Source organism: Mycetocola zhadangensis (assembly GCF_003668565.1).
Classification (GTDB): Bacteria; Actinomycetota; Actinomycetes; order Actinomycetales; family Microbacteriaceae; genus Mycetocola_A; species Mycetocola_A zhadangensis.
This window is the reverse complement of sequence record NZ_RCWJ01000001.1, coordinates 958,051-978,600: the sequence shown is the minus strand read 5'-3', so window position 1 is coordinate 978,600 and position 20,550 is coordinate 958,051. Positions and strand designations below refer to the sequence as shown.

Below are 20,550 nucleotides of genomic sequence, written 5' to 3'. Positions count from 1 at the left end.
TGTCGCGGCCCGGTGCGCCGTCAGTTGGTGGGGTCGTCGCCCCGAGTCAGTTCGTCCCAGCTGTCGACGGCGTCAGGCATTTCAGCGGTCGCGACCGGCTCAACCCGAACGGCGGAGTACTTCTTGGACGAGCGCGGCCAGCGCCTGGCGGTTGCGACGATGCCCACTCCGGCGAGTGCGGTCAGGACTCCGAAGACCAGGGTGAGAACCGGGCATGCCGTGAGGACGGCGGTCTCCACGATCGCAGCGACGGATTCCGCACCTGCGATGCCCGTGGCATCCGTCACCGCCGGCTCTGCCGCGCCGACCGGGTCGGTGAAAACGAGGATCGCCGAGAGGACGATGCTTCCGCCGAGCAGGACCTGAAGGGCGCCGAGGATGTAGCGGAACGCTGTGCCTGCGATCGCGAGGGCGGCGGCGAGTGCGAGTGCCGCGAGGGCCAGTGCAGCCAGCGCGGGGGCCGCGACTGTGCCGTCGACTGGGAGCGGCTCTACGCCGGGCTCGGTGAGAGTGACGGTCAGCCACTGCTGCGTCCACGCGATCAGGGTCAGCCCGGCCAGAACGAGCGAGCCGAGCATGAGCGAGTACTTGAGGCGCTTGCCGTTGTCCTTCGGCACCGAGGCTGCCTCGGTCACTTCACCCTCGTCATGGCGTTGGCGACAGCGACGGCACGGAGGGGGGCCGCTGCTTTGTTCTGCGACTCGAGGAATTCGCTGTCCGGATCGGAATCGGCGACGAGGCCGCCTCCCGCCTGGACGTGGGCGACACCGTTCATGATGGTGGCCGTGCGGATAGCGATGGCCAGGTCAGTGTCGCCGGAGAAGGCGAAGTAGCCGACCACTCCCCCGTAAACGCCGCGCTGGGCGGGTTCAAGTTCGTCGATAATTTCGAGCGCCCGCGGTTTTGGTGCGCCTGACAGCGTTCCTGCGGGGAATGTCGCTGTGAACACGTCGATGGGGGATGCGTCTTTCCGCAGGTCTCCCTCCACGCTTGAAACCAGGTGCATGATGTGGCTGAAGCGCTCGATGCGCATGAACTCGGTGACCTCGACGGATCCGGCAGTGCACACCTTGAGCAGGTCGTTTCGAGCCAGGTCGACCAGCATGAGGTGCTCGGCGCGTTCCTTCTCGTCGGCGGCCAGCTCTGCCGCAAGCTCAACATCGCGCTCCGGCGTCTCGCCCCGTGGCTTGGATCCGGCGATCGGGTGTGTGAAGACACGGCCTTTCTGCACTTTCACAAGTGCCTCGGGCGACGAGCCGACGATCGAGTACGGTGTTCCATCCACCGTGTGCAGGTTGATGAGGTACATGTACGGGCTCGGGTTCAGGCTCCGCAGAATCCGGTACACATCGATGGGGTCTGCGACGCACTCCTGGTCGAAGCGCTGGGAAACGACCACCTGGAAGATGTCGCCGTTTCGGATGTGCTCCTTCGCCGTGACCACAGAGTCGAGGAAATCCTCGCGTCTGGTGCGGTGCGTCGGCGATGGTGGGGTGGAGAGGTCGACGTTGGCGAGCCAGGCTTCACTCGGCTTCGCCAGCTGGGTCTGCATCGCGTCGAGTCGGTCCTGCGCGTTTGCCCACAGCGCTTCACGGTCGTCGAGGCCGTCGTTGAGCACGTTGGCAATGAGCTGGACCGTGCCGGTGCGGTGGTCGATGACGACGAGGTCTGCGACAAACGAGAGCGCCTGACCTGGGACATCGAACTCGCGGACCGGCTGGTTCGGCAGGCGTTCAATCTGCCGGATCGCCTCCCAGCCGATGAATCCGACGAGTCCGCCTGTGAGCGGAGGGTGGTCAGCGATCGGCGCGGTCTCCCAGCGCCTGTGCAGTTCGGAAATCGCCTCGAGCGGCGAGAGCGTGTCGATGTTTCCCAGGGCACGTTTGGCGTTCATGCCGTAGTCGAGCCAGGTGACCGAGTTCTCGGTCTGGGTGAGCACTCCAAAGCTCGATACTCCGACGAACGAGAAGCGCGACCAGATGCCGCCCTGCTCCGCCGATTCGAGCAGGAAGCTGCCCGGCCGGTGGATCGCGAGCTTTCGGTAGATCCCGACCGGTGTCTCGCCGTCAGCGAAGAGTTCACGGATGACCGGGATCACCCGGTGATCCTCGGTGAGGTCCCGGAAGGCGGCGTGCGTTGTTGTGCCGGCAGATGTCGGAGCCGAGTGTTTAGACATCGTCGCCCTCGGGAGTTGAGTCGCTGGAGTCGGCGTCAGGAATGTCCCCGATGACCGGGCTCAGGTCGCGGGAGTCGAAGCAGGTCCGTGTTCCGGTGTGGCAGGCAACGCCGACCTGTTCCACCTGGACGAGCAGCGTGTCGTTGTCGCAGTCGAGCGAAGCGCCACGCACGTACTGCGCGTTGCCGGAGGTGTCGCCTTTGCGCCAGTACTCCGAACGTGACCGCGACCAGAAGGTCACCCTGCCCTCGGTCAGTGTGCGGCGAACGGCCTCATCGTTCATCCAGCCGAGCATGAGCACCTCACCGGTGTCCCACTGCTGGATGATCGCGGGTACGAGCCCGTCCGCGTTGAACGAAATGGACTCGATTGTCGATGAGACGCTCATGAGCGCACCAGGATCCCTTCGTGTGCAAGTTCACGTTTGACGTCGCCGATCGTCAGTTGGCCCGAGTGGAAAACGCTCGCGGCAAGCACAGCGTCCGCACCGGCCGCGATGGCTGGCGGGAAGTGTTCGACGCGCCCGGCTCCCCCAGAGGCGATCACAGGGACCGTGCTGATCTCACGCATCAGTGCGAGCAACTCGAGGTCGAAACCCTCCTTGGTGCCGTCAGCGTCGATCGAGTTGACGAGAAGTTCGCCTGCGCCTCGCTCGATCGCCTCGCGCGCCCAGGCCACGGCATCCAGCGTTGTCTCGGTGCGCCCACCGTGCGTGGTCACCACAAAGCCCGACTCCGTCGTTTGTGATCGTTTGACGTCGAGCGAAAGCACGAGCACCTGAGCGCCGAACCGGTCCGCGATCTCGCCGAGCAAAGCAGGCCGAGCGATGGCGGCGCTGTTCACGCCGACCTTGTCTGCTCCGCTTCCCTGCAGTCGAGCGACATCTTCGGTACTGCGGATGCCACCGCCAACGGTGAGAGGAATGAACACCTGTTCAGCGGTCCTCGTCACAACGTCATAGGTCGTTGCCCTGTTATCGACGGTCGCTGTGACGTCCAGGAAGGTGAGTTCGTCTGCGCCCTGCTCGTAGTACCGACGGGCCAGTTCAACGGGGTCTCCCGCGTCGCGGAGGTTCTGGAAGTTGACCCCTTTGACCACGCGCCCGTCGGCGACGTCGAGGCACGGTATGACGCGGCAGGCTACGGTCATCGTCCGCTCCGCCTAAAGCCTCGCCGCGTGGATCGCGCTCACCAGGATGGCGCGTGCGCCGATCTCGTAGAGTGCGTCCATGATCTGATTGGTTCGCTCGCGAGGAACCATCACCCGAACGGCGACCCATTCCTTGTCACGGAGCGGTGAGACGGTCGGAGACTCAATGCCGCCCGCGATGGCCGTTGCCTGATCGAGCAGGCGTTCCGGAAGGTCGTAGTCCATGATCACGAACTGGCGGGCAACGAGCACGCCCTGGAGTCGACGACGCAGCGTGGCCAGTCCGGCCTTTTCCTCCGGAGCACCGATGAGCACAGCCGTTGATTCGAGAATCACCGGCCCGAAGATGTCCAATTCCGCTTTGCGCAGGGTGGTACCTGTCGAGACCACGTCAGCGACAGCATCCGCTACCCCGAGTCGGACAGCGGATTCGACGGCACCATCGAGGGGAACGAGGTCTACCGAGACGTTGTGATCGGCCAGGAAGGATCCAACGAGGCCAGGGTAGCTGGTGGCCACGCGAAGCCCGGCGAGGTCTTCGAGGGTGGAGAACTTGCCGATTGGCCCGGCGAACCGGAATGTGGAGTCTCCGAAGCCGAGGCTTTCGATCTCGACGGCTTTCGAGCCGGAATCGAGCAGCAGGTCGCGCCCGGTGATTCCAACGTCCAGCGCGCCTGAGCCAACGTAGGTCGCGATGTCTCGGGGGCGGAGGAAGAAGAACTCGACGTCGTTGCGGGCGTCGATCAGGTGAAGCTCTTTGGGGTCTCGGCGACCGGCGTAGCCTGCCTCAGACAGCATCTGTGCGGCGGTGTCTGCGAGTGAGCCTTTGTTGGGCACTGCGATTCTCAGCATGGGAAATTCTCTCGTTTGTGGTGGTCTGATCGACATGGCGTCGGGAGTTGCCTCCCTGGCGTCACAGATGTCGATAGACGTCCTCAGGCGAGAGTCCCTTGGCGATCATGAGGACCTGCAGGTGATAGATCAACTGGGAGATCTCTTCGGCGGTCTCGGTGTCGCTCTGGTATTCGGCGGCCATCCAGACTTCGGCAGCCTCCTCGACGATCTTCTTGCCGATGGCGTGGACGCCAGCATCGAGTTCGCGGACGGTGCCGCTGCCTTCCGGCCGGGTTTCGGCCTTGACAGAGAGCTCCGCGAACAGATCGTCGAATGTTTTCACAGGTATCAGGGTACTAGCGATTCGCCCGGTGGTCGTGCGCGTGACGAGAGGCCGTTTGGCGCAGAGTGTCGATCTGCAACGCGGGGTTATCCGAGGCGAACACACTTGAACCGGCGACGAAGGTGTTCGCTCCGGCTTCCGCCGCGACAGCGATGGTGTCTTCAGTGATGCCGCCGTCGACCTGAAGCCACAGCTCCGAGCCGGTTCGCGTCGCCGTCTCGGCGAGCAGACGCAGCTTAGGCATGGTCTCGTGCATGAACTTTTGACCACCGAACCCGGGCTCGACTGTCATCACGAGGATCTGGTCGAACTCGTCGAGGAGCTCGAGATACGGCTCGACGTCGGTGCCGGGTTTGAGCGCGAGTCCGGCTCGAGATCCGATTTCGCGCAGGCGCCGTGCAACGGCGACCGGGTCGCTCGTCGATTCAGCATGGAAGGTCACTGAGAACGCACCGAGCTCGGCATAGCCCGGAGCCCACCGTTCTGGATTCTCGATCATCAGGTGCACGTCGAGCGGAATCGGTGACACGTCCTGAATTCGGCCGACCATCCCCGGTCCGAAGGTGAGGTTCGGAACGAAGTGGTTGTCCATCACGTCCACGTGCACAAGGTCAGCGGAACTGATCGAGTGCAGGGCGCTCTCCATGTTCACGAAGTCAGCGGCCAGAATGCTCGGGTTGATCCGGATCGACATGGATCGAGCCTATCGAAGTCCGGCGCGCTCAGACCTTGGTGAGAAGGGCGATGAACATGGCATCAGTTCCGTGGCGGTGGGGCCACAACTGAACGGTTGTTCCGGCTCGTTCCGTCTGCTGCTCGCCGAGGTCGACCGGTTCGCGCACGACGTTTTGCACGACGGCGGCCGTGTCGAGGAGCTCGGCGGCGTCACCGAGACGGCGGAGCGAGTCGAGCACAACGCCGCGCGACTCAGCCAGGTGCGGCGAACAGGTGACATACGCGAGCACTCCCCCTGGCTTGAGCGCGGCGAACGCTGACAGCAGAAGCGACTGCTGCAGTTTGGTCAGGTCACCGACATCCTTGGCGGTCTTGCGCCAGCGGGCTTCGGGGCGACGGCGCAGGGCACCGAGCCCAGTGCATGGCGCGTCGACGAGAATCCTGTCGAAACTTTCCGGGTGCAGCTCGCCGACCAGGGTGCCGTCAAGTTCGGTGACCTGTATGTCCCCTGGAACGGGAGCGACCGCACGTCGAACGAGTTCGGCTCGGGCCGGAACCACTTCGTTGGCTGTCACAACGGCGCCGGAAAGTGCGGCTTCGGCACCGAGGAGCGCGGTCTTCCCACCTGGCCCGGCACACAGGTCGAGCCAGCGCTCCCGGTCGGCGATGGGTTTGGCCCTGCTGAGAGCGAGTGCGGCGATCTGGGAGCCTTCGTCCTGTACGCGCAGGCGTCCCGACTCGTGGCGGATGGCCGCATCAGGGTCGCCGCTTGCGAGTACGAAACCGAACGGCGAGTGCGAGTTCAGTTCGGCGTCGTTCGGCGGTGTCGCGAGTCCCGGCAGCGCGATCAGGTTGACGCGTGGAGCGATGTTGTCTGCGGCCAGGAGCGCTTCCAGTTCGTCCGGCCGGCCCTCGGCGGCGAGGGCCTGGCGGAACGCGCGGACGATCCATGCCGGGTGGGCATGCTCGGTCGCGAGGCGATCGTCAGCGGTCTTGGTTGTCGCGAGCACCCGCTCTTTCCACTCTTCTGGCGTCGAGCGCGACAGAGTGCGCAGTACCCCGTTGGTGAACCCGACGGCGGAGCGGGACCCGACGCTTCGGGCCAGGGCAACCGACTCGTTGACTGCGGCGTGTGGTGCCACCCGGGTGGCGAGCAACTGGTGCGCTCCGAGCCGAAGCACATCGAGAATGTCCGGATCAATGTCGGTGACCGGGCGGTTGGCGGCCATCGCGATCACGCGGTCATAGTAGCCGCGCATCCGAAGCGTCCCGTAGGTGAGTTCTGTGGCCAAACCGGCGTCTGCGGTGTTCAGCGCCTGACGGGAGATTAACGTCGGAAGCAGAAGGTTCGCGTATGCGTCGTCCCTGCTTACCGCGGAGATGACGTCGAACGCAACGCGGCGGGCTGGCTGGACCTGAGCTGAGGAAGGAGGTGCTGAATTCATTGTGTGGCTCTACTCTGCCACGATTCGCGGATCGGGGCCGAGGCCTCTCCACCAGTCGGCTGCGCGCATCGCGGACTTCCCCGCTGGCTGCACAGACACCAGCTCGAGCGCCGTTGAGCCGGTTCCGATGAGCACGACCTTGTCGTGCAGGGCAAGCTCTCCAGGCTGGAGCGTTAGCTCTGGCCGTGGATTGGCTTCGAGAATTTTGAATCGGGCTCCACCGATGGTGGTGTGTGCACCCGGCTCAGGAGTCACGCCACGGATCCGGGAATAGAGCGCGCCAGCATCCTCTGACCAGTCGAGTCGGCCGTCGTCGAGAGTGAGTTTCGGCGCGAGCGTGACCTCACCTGACTGGGGTAAGGCCACGGCGGTTCCCGTGGCAATGTCGTCGACGACAGAGACCAGGAGATCACTTCCGACGGCGGCAAGCTCGTCGAGCAGGGCTCCGGCGGTGACGTCAGGCGACACCTGGTGCTCGACAGTGCCGAAGACATCGCCGGCGTCGAGCGCGGGAACCAGTTGGAAAACGCTCGCGCCCGTCACTGTGTCGCCAGCGATCAGCGACCGCTGTACGGGCGCGGCACCCCGCCACGCTGGCAGAAGTGAGAAGTGAAGGTTGATCCAGCCCAGCCGCGGTGTGGACAGCAGCGGTTCGCGCACGAGACCGCCGTACGCGACGATCACGCCGAGGTCGGCGTTCAGTGCGCGAACGGTCTCGGCCATCTCTGCGGTGAGACGGTTGGCCTTGAGCACGGGAATACCGCGTTCCTCGGCTGCGTGGGCGACCGGCGACGGTGTGAGAACTCGCTTGCGCCCCAGTGGCGCGTCCTCCCGTGAGATCACAGCGACGATTTCGTGATCGCTCTCGATCAGTGAGAGCAGGCTGGACACGGCGACGGACGGGGTCCCTGCGAAGATGAGCCTCATGCGGACGGTGCGTGGGTGGTGCGAGGGGTCATGACAGGATCTCCGGGTCGTCGAATCGTACTTTCAGTGTAGGAGCCTGCCGGTAGACCGCCTTGCCCGCCGGTGGTTTGCGCCGCTTTGTCGCGTTCTTCACAACCGCAGCCCGCAGTTCGCGCGCGGCGGCCGGTGCCTTGCCGAAATCGAGTCGAAGAATCGTCCGAACACCGTCCTCCGTTGGAACAGGGCCCAGGACATCCGCTGGAACCAGGGCCGTCACCGCTTCAACAGCGTCGCGCACCGCAGCGTCTTCCCCGGTGACGGATGCCACGCGCACAGCGGGCGGGAAGCGCAGGACGCGTCGATCGGCGAGTTCTGCTGACGCAAACGCCGGTTGATTCCAGGTGGCGAGGGCGGTTGCGAGGGTGCCGGAGACACCGGTGAGAACGACGGGAGCACCCGGGGCTGAGAGCGCGGCCGCATTGGACCACCAGCGGAGGCAGTCTTCGGCGATGCGCAGCGATTCAGCGGCGAGCATCCGGTCGCCATCGAGCAGCAGAACGGCAGCATATCCACCGTCGGCGACGGGCTCGGCGCCTCGTGTCGCTACAACGAGAGCCGGCGATCCTGACACTCCGACGACCTGGCGTTCACCGTCGGACACCACAACCCGCACGCCGGGAAATGCACGACCGAGCTCCTCAGCTGTTCGGCCTGTTCCTCGGGTAACGAGGCGGAGTTTGGTTGCCTCACAGTGATCGCACGCCCAGTTGCTCGCGATCGCCCCGCAGAGTGTGCAGGCCGGCAGCGCTCCGGCGCGTGGAATGCCGAGCGGGCCGGAGCACGCGGTGCACCGGGCGGCCTGGGAACAACGCGCGCAGGCGATCACCGGCGCGTACCCGGGCCGGGAAACCTGCACCAGGACCGGGCCGGTGGCCAGGGCTTCTCTGGCCTGGCGCCACGCCATCGATGGGATTCGCGCGGCGACGGCCCCGGCCTCTGTTGTGTCGGAATTTGCGGTGAGCATTACCCGAGGGGTGTACACCCGGGTGGGTGCAACGGCGGTGACCCAGCCAATCTCGACAAGGCGCTGCACATCGGCGCTTCGAGTGTGGCCGGCAAAGACCAGTGCCGCGCCGGACTCCTCCTGGCGGACGAGTGCCGCGTCTCGGGCGTGCACGTACGGCGACAACGGTTCGGAGTGCAGCGGGTCGCCGTCGTCCCAGACGACGAGGAGGCCGAGGTTCGCCGCTGGCGCGTAGACGGCAGACCGGTTGCCGACAATCACACGGGGCTCGGCCGTCAGACAGTCGAGGAAGGATCGATATCGCTCGGCGTTCGATTGTCGCGCATCGACCCGGGTGAGCTGTTCCGGCGGGATCACGCGCTCCAGGGCGGCGTACAGCTGGTCCTGGTCGCGGTAATCAGGGAGAGCGACGATCACGCTTGCCCCACCAGCGAGAACCCGGGCGCTGAGTTCAGCGACGGTGACAGCCCATCGGCCGACCCAGGCGCCGCCAATGTCGGTCACCGTTGGAATCGCGGCAAGCGCGACGCGGCCGCGGGCGTCTAGCGCCTCCGCGAGCGACTCGGGGTAATCGGTGATTCCGGGCAGCGGCGTCGGATTCGGCTGGGACGTGAGGTCAGTGGCATCCGTTTTCGAAGAGGACTCAGCGCCGTTCTGCGTCGTCGCCGCCTGCTCAGCCAGCCACGCCTTCTCGACCCGCACCTGACGCGGAGGGATCGCCAATCGGAGGATGTCGGTTGCCGAACCGGCTGCCCTGTCTGCGAGCCGGCGCGCCAGGCTCCACAGCTCCTGGGTGAGAACGGGCACGGGCGACACGACCGAGTCGAGCGCGCTCAGGGTGCCATCGAATCCCTCAGCCTTCGCTGCAACGTCGACAATGTAGCCACGGTTCAGCCGGCCGGCCGACCGGAACGGCACCATGACCCGGACGCCTGGCACCGCGGTTTCGGCAAGCTCCGGGGGGATGCTGTAGTCGAAAAGGTGGTCCAGTTGCGGGAGTGGCGAATCGATGGCGACCCGAGCAACGGACCCCGGGGCGGCCTTCACCGGCGTGCTTTCAGCCGGTGTGGTCATTGTTACAACCCGGCCGCGCTCTGCAGCTCGGAGACCCGGTCGAGGCGCTCCCAGGTGAAATCGGGAAGCTCACGACCGAAGTGACCGTATGCCGCAGTCGCAGCGTAAATCGGCCGAAGCAGGTCGAGGGAGGAAACGATGGCGGCGGGCCGCAGGTCGAAGACCTCGCGAATCGCATCAACTATGGTGTCTTCAGAGATCTTGGCTGTGCCGAAGGTTTCGACGTAGAGGCCAACCGGAGCCGCCTTGCCGATGGCGTAAGCAACCTGCACCTCGAGCTTGTCAGCGAAGCCGGCGGCGACAGCGTTCTTTGCCACCCAGCGCATCGCGTACGCAGCTGAGCGGTCAACCTTCGACGGGTCTTTTCCGGAGAACGCGCCGCCGCCGTGGCGTGCGGCTCCTCCGTAGGTGTCGATGATGATCTTGCGGCCGGTGAGCCCAGCGTCGCCCTGCGGGCCACCGATGACAAACCGTCCGGTCGGATTGATCAGGAAATTCACGTTCGAGGTGTCGAGATCGACTGAGTCGAGAACGGGCTTGATCACGAGTTCTTCCACGTCTGCGCGGAGTGTTTCGATCTCGATGCCGTCGCGGTGCTGCGTTGACAGAACAATAGTTTCAACGGTGCGTGGTGTGATGCCGTCGTAGCCAATGGTGGCCTGCGTCTTGCCATCTGGGCGCAGGTAGTCGAGCTCGCCTGACTTGCGAACCTCGGCGAGCCGCTCCGCGAGCCGGTGCGCGATCCATCCGGGCACCGGCATCAGCTGCGGTGTCTCGGTGGTGGCGTATCCGAACATGATGCCCTGGTCGCCTGCGCCCTGAGCGTCAAGCGCGTCGGAGCTGGACTGTTCACGTGCCTCGAATGCGGAGTCGACACCCTGTGCGATGTCGGGTGACTGCTGACCGATCGACACGGACACTCCGCAGGATTTCCCGTCGAAACCGACGTCGGAGTGGTCGTAGCCGATCGACGTGACGAGGTCACGGATCAGGGTGGGGATCTCGACGTACGCCTCGGTTGTCACCTCACCTGCGACGTGGACGAGGCCGGTGGTGACGAGGGTTTCCACGGCGACACGGCTGTGTGGATCCTGCTCGAGCATGGCGTCGAGGATGCTGTCGGAGATTTGGTCGCAAACTTTGTCTGGATGCCCTTCGGTGACAGATTCCGAGGTAAACAGGCGCAGTTGCGTCATACCAACTCCAAGTGGGACGGGGTACGGGTGGGGCTAACGAGGAATGAGCGAGTCGAGGATGCTGTGTGCAACGTCAAGTTTCTCGCCCGAAGCCTTCATCACTATATCTCCGCCCCGGGACAGGACCACGACACTATTACGGTCGGTGGAGAAACCTTCCGACCAGCTCACCCGGTTGAGGACGAGGAAGTCACATCCCTTGCGGGCAAGCTTCGCGGTGCCCAGAGAGAGGAGTTCCTCCTCAGATTCGGCGGTTTCTGCGGCGAAACCCACGACAAGTCCACGCGGTTTCGACGCGGCGAGGCCAGCGAGGATGTCTGGATTCTTGACGAGCGAAAGCGTTAGCTTATCGCCCGTCTTTTCCTTCTTGATCTTGCTGTCGCTCACCTCGGCCGACCGATAGTCGGCGATGGCGGCGGCCATGATTGTGATGTCCGCTGTCGCCGCCGCATCCGTCACTGCTTTCTGAACATCGGCGGCCGTTGCCGCCGAGATGACCTCAATGCCGTCCGGGACGGGAACGTCGAGGTGCGACGCGATCAGGGTGACCGTCGCGCCGCGGGAACGCGCGGCCTCGGCCAGCGCAACCCCCTGTTTTCCGCTCGACCGGTTTCCGATGAATCGTACGGGGTCGAGGGGCTCGCGGGTGCCACCCGCTGTGACGACGATTCGCGTGCCGACCAGGTCCCGGCGCGCTGGACGAATTCGATCCAGCGCTGCGGCGACGATGGCTTCCGGCTCTTCCATCCGCCCGGGACCCGAATCGGCTCCAGTGAGCTGCCCTGTGGCTGGACCGACAATCGACACTCCGCGCGCGCGGAGTGTCGAGATGTTCGCAACCGTCGCGGGGTTCTGCCACATTTCGGTGTGCATGGCCGGCGCGATCACGACGGGCGCGGTGCTCGCGAGCACCGTGTTGCCGAGCAAATCGTCAGCGAGACCTGCGGCGAGCTTGGCGATGGTGTTCGCGGTCGCCGGTGCGATCACGATCAGATCCGCGGCCTGACCGATGGCAACGTGGCGGACTTCGGCGACGCCTTCATACAACTCGGTGTGAACCGGATTGCGTGAGATTGCTTCAAGCGTCGGTCTGCCGACAAATTTGAGCGCGCCGGCCGTCGCGACAACCTGGACGTTATGTCCTTGTTTCACGAAAAAACGGATGACACCGACCGCTTTGTATGCGGCGATGCCACCCGTTATGCCGACAACGACGTTCAGTGGGTCTGTCATCGGGAAAAGAAAAAACTAGTCGGCGATGGGACGCACAACGAGCTTGTTTTCGTTGATCTCGTGGAGTGCAACGGAAAGCGGCTTGTCCTCGACCTGTGAGTCGACGAGCGGTCCGACGTTGTCAAAGAGGCTGCCTTCATGAAGGTCAGCGTAGTAGTCGTTGATCTGGCGTGCGCGCTTGGACGCGAAGATCACGAGAGCGTACTTCGAGTCAACCTTGCTGAGCAGGTCGTCGATGGGCGGGTCAATGATTCCCTTGGGTTTTTCAGCCATAACTGAAGTTCACACTCCTCGTGCGTCGCGGATTTCTGGAAAGAAGGCCTATCGGCGGCTGCATCACAATCGTGAACACGCAGGTATCGGTACCTGCCTGTCCGCCCGTCTGAGCACAGTTTTTACACTGTGCGCCGGGGTCGTGCGCCGCGAGTCTGGATCAAGTCTACGACCTCTTGGGCGGCATCAGCCACTGTGCCGTTCACGACGCGGTAGTCAAACTCGTCCTGAGCAGCCAATTCGTGCCGCGCGGTCTCGAGTCGCCGCTCCCGTTCTTCAGCGCCTTCGGTGCCCCGGCCGACGAGGCGTCGGACGAGTTCGTCCCAGCTCGGCGGGAGGAGGAAGACGAGGGTAGCCTCCGGCATGGCCTCGCGAACCTGTCGCGCACCCTGGATGTCAATCTCGAGCAGGACGCTGTCTCCCCTGTTCAACGCTTCGTCGATGGGGCCGCGTGGTGTTCCGTAGCGAGAGGCGTTGTGAACCGTCGCGTGCTCGAGAAGTTCGCCGTTTTCGATGAGCCTGTCGAACTCTTCGTCGTTGACGAAGAAGTAGTTGATGCCTTCGACTTCGCCAGGACGCGGGCTGCGGGTCGTTGCGGAAACTGAGAGCAGCACGTCGGGGTAATTCTCCCGGATGTGGGTTGCAACGGTTCCCTTGCCGACGGCGGTCGGCCCGGCGAGAACAATGAGCCGTGACCGCTTGTGCTGGCGGTTCTTCGACTCGCGGTCAGCGATGAAGTCACGGATGCGCAGGCGCTGGTTGGGTCCAAGCCCACCGAGCCGTTTGGATGGCGAGATTTTGAGGTCCTCAAGAATTCGGGTGAGCTTCGTTCGCCCGATGGCGGGAACGCTCAGCAGGAAATCTGTGGCTCGCATTCGTCCAGCGACACCCTCAGGGTCCGCGAAGGCGTCGTCGAGCACCGTGAGGGCAGAAACGGTCCCAGTTGCGATGTTGTTCTTCACCTCTGCGCGCTTGCGCCTGGCCTCGACAGCGGCGCGGGATGCCGCAACCCGATCGACTTCTGGTGGGGTGCGGACTGTTTGCTCAGGCACTGGCCTGCCTCACATCTTCTGCTCGAGTGCGTACTGCGGCGTGGATCCCGTTCGGGCCAGCGCCGAGCACGCTTCGTGATTCGGAAACGATGACACCGCTGGTCAGTGCACCGTAAATGGAACGCATCGCCGGCACAGAGGCTCCCTGGTGGCCAAAGCCTGGTGCGAGTACCGGAGGCGCTGGAGTTGGAGCGACGTCGAGATCGAAATCGGCGAGGTTCAACGTTGCGCCGATGACGACACCGATCGAGCCGAGGCCCGTTGTGCTGTGCGCGGCGTTCCAGGTGTTGACCTCGTCGACGATCGCTCGCGCAACCGTCGTGCCCGACAGCATCCGTGCCTGTTGAAGTTCGGATCCTTCAGGGTTCGATGTCGCCGCAAGGACGAAAAGTCCCTTGCCGGTGGACTCGGCCAGTGCACTTGGCGCGGCAAGGGAGCCGACGCCCTGGTATGCGCTCACGGTGAGAGCGTCCGCCTCGAGCGGAGATCCCGGTGTGAGCCAGGCCTGCCCGTATGCCTCGACACTCGTTCCGAGGTCGCCTCGCTTGCCGTCGGCGATCACAAAAACGCCTCGGGATCGTGCGGAGGCGAGGATATCCTCGAGCGCAGCAAAACCGGCGGATCCGAACCGTTCGAAGAACGCCACCTGGGGTTTCACGATGCCGGCGTTGCCTTCGACGGCATCGAGCACACGGAGACCGAACTCGCGAGTGCCGGCTGCGGTGTCGGGAAGGCCCCACTCAGACAGGAGCCAGGCGTGGGGGTCGATTCCCACACACAGGCGCCCGTAGTCCGAAAAAACTCGCTCGAGTCGCTCCCCGAACGTCGCTGTCATGCCCGCAACGCCCTGTCCTTGGCGTATTCCTGCAGCGAGCGAACGTCGAACCCGTTGCGAACCGCCTCGATCGATGCCACAGCGGCGGTCAGCTCGGCGATGGTTGTGAAGAGCGGCTTGTCTTCAGCAACCGCTGCAGCACGGATCTCGTAACCGTCGGCTCGGCCACTCCGACCCGACGGCGTGTTGATGACGATGTCGACTTCGTGACGGTTGATGAGCTCAACGATCGACGGTTCGCCGAGCGTGGACTCGTCGCCCTCGCTGTATTTCCGGACAGTGCGTGCCGAGATGCCGTTGCGGTTGAGGATCTCGGCGGTGCCCTCCGTGGCCAGAATGTCGTAGCCGAGTTCCTGGAACCGGAGGATCGGAAGCACGATCGAGCGCTTGTCGCGGTCGGAAACCGAGACGAATACGGTTCCGGAGAGTGGCATTCCCCCGTATGCGGCGGTCTGGCTCTTGGCAAAGGCGCGCGGGAAGTCTTTGTCGATTCCCATCACCTCACCGGTTGAGCGCATCTCTGGTCCGAGGATGGAGTCGACGATGCGACCGTCTGCTGTGCGGAACCGCTTGAACGGCAGAACGGCTTCCTTCACCGAGACGGGCGAGTCGATGGGGATCCGCGAGCCATCGACGGGTGGGAGGAGCCCGGATTCCTTCAGCTCGGCGATAGTAGTGCCTGTCATCACGAGCGACGCTGCCTTGGCGAGCGGGATGCCGAGCGCCTTCGATACGAACGGAACCGTGCGGGACGCGCGTGGGTTCGCCTCGAGGACGTAGAGAATGCCGGCACCGATGGCGAACTGAACGTTGATCAGGCCCTGAACGCCGATTCCCTGCGCGATGGCGAGGGTGGCTTCGCGGACACGGTCGATCTGGGCACGCCCGAGGGAGATCGGTGGGAGCGTGCAGCTCGAGTCGCCGGAGTGGATCCCGGCCTCCTCAATGTGCTCCATGACGCCGCCGATGTACAACTCGGTTCCGTCGTAGAGAGCGTCGACATCGATCTCGATGGCGTCGTCAAGGAACCGGTCGACGAGCAGCGGGTGCTGCGCGTCGATGATGCCCTGACCGGCCATCCGGACGAAATAGTCCTCGAGTGAAGCTGTGTCGTAGACGATTTCCATTCCACGGCCGCCGAGCACGAAGCTCGGGCGGACGAGCACGGGGTAGCCGATGTCTTCGGCGATGGTGATGGCACCGGTGATCTCGGTCGCTGTGCCGTTCTTCGGAGCGAGCAGCCCGGCTTCGGTCAGAATGCGTGAGAAAGCGCCGCGCTCTTCGGCCAGGTCGATCGCCTCGGGGGTTGTTCCGAGGATGGGAACGCCAGCGGCTTTGAGCCCGGTTGCGAGGCCGAGCGCTGTCTGCCCACCGAGCTGAACGACGACACCGACGAGTTCACCCGACTGGCTCTCCGCGTGGATGACCTCGAGCACGTCTTCGAGTGTCAACGGTTCGAAGTACAGCCTGTCGCTCGTGTCATAGTCCGTCGACACGGTCTCGGGGTTGCAGTTGATCATGATTGTTTCGAAACCGGCGTCGCTCAGCGCGAACGAGGCGTGGACGCAGGAGTAGTCGAATTCGACTCCCTGGCCGATGCGGTTCGGGCCTGACCCCAGGATGACGACCTTGCGGCGGTCAGACGGTGCAACCTCGGTTTCGGCGTCGTAGCTCGAGTAGTGGTACGGCGTCAGCGCTGGGAACTCCCCCGCGCAGGTGTCCACAGTCTTGAACACTGGACGGACGTCGAGGATGTGACGGACCTCGCGGACCTGCGCCTCACCGAACCCGCGCAGCTGACCGATCTGCACGTCAGAGAAGCCATGGTTCTTGGCGGTGACGAGTACCTCGGTGTCGAGGACCGCTGCGTTACGGATGTAGTCGGCGACCTCGTTGATGAGCACGATCTGGTCGAGGAACCACGGATCAATTTTGGTAGCTTCGAAGACCTGCTCCGGAGTCGCACCGAGTCGAAGTGCCTGCTGGACAACGACGATTCGACCGTCGGTCGGCACCTTCGCGATTTCGAGCAGCTCCTCAACCGAACGGGACTCGTCGCCCCAGGAAAAGCTGGATCCGCGCTTCTCGAGTGACCGGAGTGCCTTCTGCAGCGCTGAGGAGAAGTTGCGGCCGATGGCCATCGCCTCACCGACGGATTTCATCGTCGTTGTCAACGTGGCATCCGCTGCCGGGAACTTCTCAAACGCGAACCGCGGAACCTTGACGACGACGTAATCGAGAGTCGGTTCGAAGCTGGCCGGAGTGACCTTGGTGATGTCGTTCGGGATTTCGTCGAGGCGGTATCCGATTGCGAGCTTGGCGGCGATCTTCGCAATCGGGAAGCCCGTGGCCTTGGAAGCGAGCGCGCTCGACCGCGACACACGCGGGTTCATTTCGATGACGATGATGCGTCCGTCGGCCGGGTCGATGGCGAACTGAATGTTGCAACCGCCGGTGTCGACGCCAACGGCGCGGATGATGTCGATTCCGATGTCGCGGAGCTTCTGATACTCGCGGTCGGTCAGGGTGAGGGCCGGAGCGACGGTGATCGAGTCACCCGTGTGAACGCCAACCGGGTCGACGTTCTCGATCGAACAGACGACAACCGTGTTGTCGGCTGTGTCTCGCATCAGCTCGAGTTCGTATTCCTTCCAACCGAGGATGGACTCCTCAAGGAGCACCTCGGTGGTTGGGCTCTGGTGCAGGCCGTCGCCGACGATGCGGCGCAGTTCTACCTCGTTGTAGGCGAAGCCGGAGCCAAGGCCACCCATGGTGAACGAGGGGCGGACGACGAGCGGGTAGCCGAGGTCCTCAGCGAAACCGACGGCCTCTTCGACCGTGTGGGCGATGTGCGAACGGGCGACGTCGGCTCCGGCGTCGAGGACGAGCTGCTTGAAGATCTGACGGTCTTCGCCCTTGTTGATGGCCTCGAAGTTCGCGCCGATGAGTTCGACGTTGTACTTCTCGAGGATGCCGTGCTCGTGCAGCTGGATGGCCGCGTTAAGAGCCGTCTGGCCGCCGAGCGTCGGCAGGATCGCGTCGGGCTTTTCCTTCGCAATGATCGTCTCGATGACTTCCCATGTGATCGGTTCGATGTACGTTGCATCGGCGAAGTCAGGGTCGGTCATGATGGTGGCCGGGTTGGAGTTCACGAGGATGACGCGAACGCCTTCCTCGCGGAGCACCCGGCATGCCTGGGTTCCCGAGTAGTCGAATTCAACGGCCTGCCCGATGACGATCGGGCCCGAGCCGATGACGAGGACGCTGGAAATGTCGTCGCGTTTTGGCATTAGTTTGCGTCTCCTGCTGAAGTCTGGTTGTTCGCGATCACGAGGTCACGGAAGCGATCGAAGAGGTGGTTGGCGTCGTGCGGACCAGCAGCGGATTCCGGGTGGTACTGAACGCTGAACGCCGGGATGTCGAGGCAGGACAGGCCCTCGACGACCTGGTCGTTGAGGCTGTAGTGGCTGACGGTGACACGACCGAAGCCCTCGGGAGACTGGTGGTCGCCCTCGATCGGCAGGTCAACAGCGAAGCCGTGGTTCTGCGAGGTGATCTCGACCCGGCCTGTCGTCTTGTCGAGCACGGGCTGGTTGATGCCACGGTGGCCGAACGGCAGCTTGTATGTACCGAACCCGAGCGCGCGGCCAAGCAGCTGGTTGCCGAAGCAGATTCCAAAGTACGGCACGTTCTCGCGCAGTACCTCGCGCAGCAGTGTGACGTGCGCGTCAGATGCTGCGGGGTCACCGGGGCCGTTGGAGAAAAAGAGAGCATCCGGCTTGAGGCTCAACACGTGGTCAGCCGTCACATTCTGCGGCAGAACGAGCACGTCGAAGCCGCGTTCCGAGAGGTAGGTGACCGTCGACTTCTTGATGCCGAGGTCGAGCACGGCGACACGGCCGATGCGCTCACCCTGAGCAGGCACCTCGTACGGGTCGATGGTTGAAACTTCACCGGAGAGGTTGCGGCCCGTCATCTCAGGTCCCTGGCGAACCTGGTCAAGCTGGTCACCCTCCGAGAGGCGGAAGTCCTCGCCGGAGAAGATGCCCGCTCGCATGGCACCGCCCGAGCGAATCCGCCGAGTGACGGCGCGGGTGTCGATGCCGCTGATGCCGACGATGCCGTCGCGGGTCAACTCACTGTCGAGGCTGTTCTCCGAGCGGAAATTCGACACCATGCGGGAGGGGTCGCGCACGACGTATCCGGCAACCCAGACGCGCGACGACTCCATGTCTTCGGCGTTCATTCCTGTGTTTCCGATGTGGGGCGCCGTCATGAGAACGATCTGCCCCGCGTACGACGGGTCGGTTAGCGTCTCCTGGTATCCGGTCATTCCGGTCGAGAAGACGACCTCACCGAGTGTCTTGCCGGTTGCGCCGTATGCGCGTCCGACATAGCGGGTGCCGTCTTCCAGAACGAGGACCGCGGGTTCTGCTGAGCCGAATGTGCTCATGATTTCTTCCTCTCGGTGGAAGTGGTGGGTGCCGGCGGGGACGAATCCGGGCCGGTCGACGAAAGTGACGCGAGAGCGTCGAGAACTGAAGTGTGTTGAGCCGGATCGATCACGCGAACGTAACTGTCGGCATCCGTCTCACCGCTTCGCCAGGTGATCGCAATCAGGCCATCCGATTCGACAACGCGATCGATGGTCCACGTTGCAGGACGAGACGAGCGGATGCTGGCGGCCGGCAGAAAGATCGGCTCCTGTCCGGGAACGGAGAGCACTACACCCTCCGTCGCGACGATGAGTTCGGCACGGGCGCGGAACGCGAGCCCACGGATCGCGAGGCGTTCGAGGGGCTGGCCGGCGTGAGTTGTCGCTACATAGAGGACGTCGGTGGTCACCACGGGGTGGATGCCGCTGTCTGGAAGCGGCTCCCCCGCCGACACTCCGCTGTCTCGCTTCACCCGTGCGCGCCAGGCGAGCCACATACCGGTCAGGAGAAGCGCGAGCAACCCTAGAACGAGAATGGCGGGAATCAGGCGATCAGACATGCGAGCCTGCCCTTCTGCTGAGCGCGGCCTGCGCAACTTCGTCTGCCGGGCGCAACGTACCGTCGAGCACGGTGGCATAGCCGTCGTGGAAGGTGGCAACTACCCGGCCGGGCAGCGTGAGGTCGAGATATGGCGAATTCATCCCCTTGCCCGCGAGCTGCTCGGTGCCGAAGACTCGTGCGGCGGATGGGTCGTAGAGCAGCACCTGTGCCGGAGCGCCCTGCACGATGCCTTGCCCGTGGCCCGAGAGGCGGCCGATTCGAGCCGGAGTCGCCGAAAACACGCGAGCGAGGTCCGTCCAGGTCAACAGGCCGTTGTCGATCACTGATGCCTGCACAACGCTGAGAGCCGACTCAAGGCCGACCATCCCGTTGGCCGCCGCGTCCCACTCGCAGTCCTTGTGTTCGGTGGGATGCGGTGCGTGGTCGGTGGCGACAATGTCGATGGTTCCGTCAGCGAGCGCTTCGCGGAGCGCGAGCACGTCTTCCTGTCGCCGAAGCGGCGGGTTCACCTTGTACCTCGCGTCGTAACTGCGAACCAGTTCTTCGGTGAGCATCAGGTGGTGCGGCGTGACCTCGGCCGTGACAGCGATGCCGCGAGCCTTGGCCCAGCGGATCACGTCCACACTTCCCGCCGTCGAAACGTGGCACACATGCAGCCGTGAACCGACGTGTTCGGCGAGCAGCACATCGCGAGCGATGATCGACTCTTCAGCGACGGCCGGCCAGCCCTGCAGGCCGAGCTCACTCGACACAGCGCCCTCGTTCATTTGGGCGCCGACCGTGAGTCGGGGGTCCTGGGCGTGCTGCGCGATGACACCGTCGAACGACTTGACGTATTCGAGGGCGCGACGCATGAGCAGCGGGTCTGAAACGCAGGAGCCGTCATCGGAAAACACACGCACCCGTGCCCGCGATGTCGCCATTGCGCCGAGTTCGGCGAGTTGTTCGCCAGCGAGACCGACGGTGACGGCACCGATGGGCTGCACGGTGGCGTACCCGGCTTCCTGGCCGAGTGCGAGTTCCTGTTCGACGACACCAGCGGTGTCTGCGACAGGTGAGGTGTTCGCCATGGCGAACACGGCGGAGAATCCGCCGGCCGCTGCGGCCTGGGTGCCGGTGAGCACGGTCTCGCTTTGCTCGTAGCCCGGTTCACGGAGGTGCGTGTGCAGGTCGACGAGGCCGGGAAGCGCGAGCAACCCGTCTGCGTCGATGACCGACGCGCCGTTTGCAGAGAGCGAGCCGCCGAGTTCAGCGATGATTCCGTTGGCAATACGGATGTCGGCGGTGCTGCCGTCTGCGAGGGTCGCCCGGCGAAGGACATAGGTGTGTGTCGTCATG

The 20,550-nt window shown here is 64.2% G+C and carries 19 protein-coding genes; all 19 read right to left on the bottom strand.

Annotation, left to right across the window (positions count from 1 at the left end):
- Nucleotides 1–20 precede the first annotated feature (20 nt).
- Nucleotides 21–635: a Trp biosynthesis-associated membrane protein gene (locus D9V28_RS04715; protein ID WP_229727721.1), complete on the bottom strand. Its 615-nt coding sequence runs from the start codon at nt 633–635 to the stop codon at nt 21–23.
- Entirely contained in the window at nt 632–2,176 is a 1,545-nt protein-coding gene (locus tag D9V28_RS04710; protein ID WP_121658497.1) for an anthranilate synthase component I, read from the bottom strand. Before D9V28_RS04710 ends, D9V28_RS04715 begins: the two co-directional genes overlap by 4 nt.
- Nucleotides 2,169–2,564, bottom strand: coding sequence for a phosphoribosyl-AMP cyclohydrolase (gene hisI / locus D9V28_RS04705; protein WP_121658496.1), 396 nt, complete (start codon nt 2,562–2,564; stop codon nt 2,169–2,171). Before hisI ends, D9V28_RS04710 begins: the two co-directional genes overlap by 8 nt.
- Nucleotides 2,561–3,325, bottom strand: coding sequence for an imidazole glycerol phosphate synthase subunit HisF (hisF, locus tag D9V28_RS04700; RefSeq protein ID WP_121658495.1), 765 nt, complete (start codon nt 3,323–3,325; stop codon nt 2,561–2,563). The genes hisI and hisF overlap by 4 nt, the downstream gene beginning before the upstream one ends.
- 12 nt (nt 3,326–3,337) lie before the next feature.
- On the bottom strand, nt 3,338–4,177 hold the full coding sequence (hisG, locus tag D9V28_RS04695) for an ATP phosphoribosyltransferase (protein WP_121658494.1): 840 nt from the start codon (nt 4,175–4,177) through the stop codon (nt 3,338–3,340).
- 61 nt (nt 4,178–4,238) lie between these two features.
- A complete protein-coding gene (locus D9V28_RS04690; RefSeq protein WP_121658493.1) occupies nt 4,239–4,502 on the bottom strand; it encodes a phosphoribosyl-ATP diphosphatase in 264 nt (87 codons plus the stop codon).
- Nucleotides 4,503–4,515: 13 nt separating this feature from the next.
- Nucleotides 4,516–5,196, bottom strand: coding sequence for a ribulose-phosphate 3-epimerase (gene rpe / locus D9V28_RS04685; RefSeq protein ID WP_121658492.1), 681 nt, complete (start codon nt 5,194–5,196; stop codon nt 4,516–4,518).
- A 28-nt stretch (nt 5,197–5,224) separates the two neighbouring features.
- Nucleotides 5,225–6,622, bottom strand: coding sequence for an RsmB/NOP family class I SAM-dependent RNA methyltransferase (locus D9V28_RS04680; protein ID WP_121658491.1), 1,398 nt, complete (start codon nt 6,620–6,622; stop codon nt 5,225–5,227).
- Between the two features lie 9 nt (nt 6,623–6,631).
- Nucleotides 6,632–7,549 carry a methionyl-tRNA formyltransferase gene (gene fmt, locus D9V28_RS04675; protein ID WP_121658490.1) on the bottom strand — a complete coding sequence of 306 codons (918 nt, stop codon included), beginning with the start codon at nt 7,547–7,549 and terminating at the stop codon, nt 6,632–6,634.
- Between the two features lie 28 nt (nt 7,550–7,577).
- Entirely contained in the window at nt 7,578–9,626 is a 2,049-nt protein-coding gene (locus D9V28_RS04670; RefSeq protein WP_121658489.1) for a primosomal protein N' family DNA-binding protein, read from the bottom strand.
- 2 nt (nt 9,627–9,628) lie between these two features.
- Complete coding sequence (metK, locus tag D9V28_RS04665) at nt 9,629–10,822, bottom strand: methionine adenosyltransferase (RefSeq protein WP_121658488.1); 1,194 nt, start codon at nt 10,820–10,822, stop codon at nt 9,629–9,631.
- A gap of 33 nt (nt 10,823–10,855) precedes the next feature.
- Nucleotides 10,856–12,055 (bottom strand): bifunctional phosphopantothenoylcysteine decarboxylase/phosphopantothenate--cysteine ligase CoaBC, encoded by a 1,200-nt coding sequence (coaBC, locus tag D9V28_RS04660; RefSeq protein ID WP_183086420.1) that lies wholly within the window; start codon nt 12,053–12,055, stop codon nt 10,856–10,858.
- Between the two features lie 15 nt (nt 12,056–12,070).
- Nucleotides 12,071–12,328 carry a DNA-directed RNA polymerase subunit omega gene (rpoZ, locus tag D9V28_RS04655; RefSeq protein WP_121658487.1) on the bottom strand — a complete coding sequence of 86 codons (258 nt, stop codon included), beginning with the start codon at nt 12,326–12,328 and terminating at the stop codon, nt 12,071–12,073.
- A gap of 122 nt (nt 12,329–12,450) precedes the next feature.
- On the bottom strand, nt 12,451–13,380 hold the full coding sequence (gene gmk / locus D9V28_RS04650; protein WP_121658486.1) for a guanylate kinase: 930 nt from the start codon (nt 13,378–13,380) through the stop codon (nt 12,451–12,453).
- Nucleotides 13,373–14,215 (bottom strand): orotidine-5'-phosphate decarboxylase, encoded by an 843-nt coding sequence (gene pyrF, locus D9V28_RS04645; protein ID WP_121658485.1) that lies wholly within the window; start codon nt 14,213–14,215, stop codon nt 13,373–13,375. The genes gmk and pyrF overlap by 8 nt, the downstream gene beginning before the upstream one ends.
- Nucleotides 14,212–17,505: a carbamoyl-phosphate synthase large subunit gene (carB, locus tag D9V28_RS04640; RefSeq protein WP_121658484.1), complete on the bottom strand. Its 3,294-nt coding sequence runs from the start codon at nt 17,503–17,505 to the stop codon at nt 14,212–14,214. The genes pyrF and carB overlap by 4 nt, the downstream gene beginning before the upstream one ends.
- Nucleotides 17,505–18,668, bottom strand: coding sequence for a glutamine-hydrolyzing carbamoyl-phosphate synthase small subunit (gene carA / locus D9V28_RS04635; RefSeq protein WP_121658483.1), 1,164 nt, complete (start codon nt 18,666–18,668; stop codon nt 17,505–17,507). Before carA ends, carB begins: the two co-directional genes overlap by 1 nt.
- Nucleotides 18,665–19,210 carry a PH-like domain-containing protein gene (locus D9V28_RS04630; RefSeq protein ID WP_121658482.1) on the bottom strand — a complete coding sequence of 182 codons (546 nt, stop codon included), beginning with the start codon at nt 19,208–19,210 and terminating at the stop codon, nt 18,665–18,667. The genes carA and D9V28_RS04630 overlap by 4 nt, the downstream gene beginning before the upstream one ends.
- A complete protein-coding gene (locus tag D9V28_RS04625; RefSeq protein WP_121658481.1) occupies nt 19,203–20,549 on the bottom strand; it encodes a dihydroorotase in 1,347 nt (448 codons plus the stop codon). Before D9V28_RS04625 ends, D9V28_RS04630 begins: the two co-directional genes overlap by 8 nt.
- Between the last annotated feature and the right edge of the window lies 1 nt (nt 20,550).

Excerpts from the sequence above, each read along its gene's own strand:
- D9V28_RS04710 (WP_121658497.1), bottom strand. The coding sequence starts at position 2,176 with ATGTCTAAACACTCGGCTCCGACATCTGCCGGCACAACAACGCACGCC.
- hisI (WP_121658496.1), bottom strand. The coding sequence starts at position 2,564 with ATGAGCGTCTCATCGACAATCGAGTCCATTTCGTTCAACGCGGACGGG.
- hisF (WP_121658495.1), bottom strand. The coding sequence starts at position 3,325 with ATGACCGTAGCCTGCCGCGTCATACCGTGCCTCGACGTCGCCGACGGG.
- hisG (WP_121658494.1), bottom strand. The coding sequence starts at position 4,177 with ATGCTGAGAATCGCAGTGCCCAACAAAGGCTCACTCGCAGACACCGCC.
- rpe (WP_121658492.1), bottom strand. The coding sequence starts at position 5,196 with ATGTCGATCCGGATCAACCCGAGCATTCTGGCCGCTGACTTCGTGAAC.
- D9V28_RS04680 (WP_121658491.1), bottom strand. The coding sequence starts at position 6,622 with ATGAATTCAGCACCTCCTTCCTCAGCTCAGGTCCAGCCAGCCCGCCGC.
- fmt (WP_121658490.1), bottom strand. The coding sequence starts at position 7,549 with ATGAGGCTCATCTTCGCAGGGACCCCGTCCGTCGCCGTGTCCAGCCTG.
- D9V28_RS04670 (WP_121658489.1), bottom strand. The coding sequence starts at position 9,626 with ATGACCACACCGGCTGAAAGCACGCCGGTGAAGGCCGCCCCGGGGTCC.
- metK (WP_121658488.1), bottom strand. The coding sequence starts at position 10,822 with ATGACGCAACTGCGCCTGTTTACCTCGGAATCTGTCACCGAAGGGCAT.
- coaBC (WP_183086420.1), bottom strand. The coding sequence starts at position 12,055 with ATGACAGACCCACTGAACGTCGTTGTCGGCATAACGGGTGGCATCGCC.
- rpoZ (WP_121658487.1), bottom strand. The coding sequence starts at position 12,328 with ATGGCTGAAAAACCCAAGGGAATCATTGACCCGCCCATCGACGACCTG.
- pyrF (WP_121658485.1), bottom strand. The coding sequence starts at position 14,215 with ATGACAGCGACGTTCGGGGAGCGACTCGAGCGAGTTTTTTCGGACTAC.
- carB (WP_121658484.1), bottom strand. The coding sequence starts at position 17,505 with ATGCCAAAACGCGACGACATTTCCAGCGTCCTCGTCATCGGCTCGGGC.
- carA (WP_121658483.1), bottom strand. The coding sequence starts at position 18,668 with ATGAGCACATTCGGCTCAGCAGAACCCGCGGTCCTCGTTCTGGAAGAC.
- D9V28_RS04630 (WP_121658482.1), bottom strand. The coding sequence starts at position 19,210 with ATGTCTGATCGCCTGATTCCCGCCATTCTCGTTCTAGGGTTGCTCGCG.
- D9V28_RS04625 (WP_121658481.1), bottom strand. The coding sequence starts at position 20,549 with ATGACGACACACACCTATGTCCTTCGCCGGGCGACCCTCGCAGACGGC.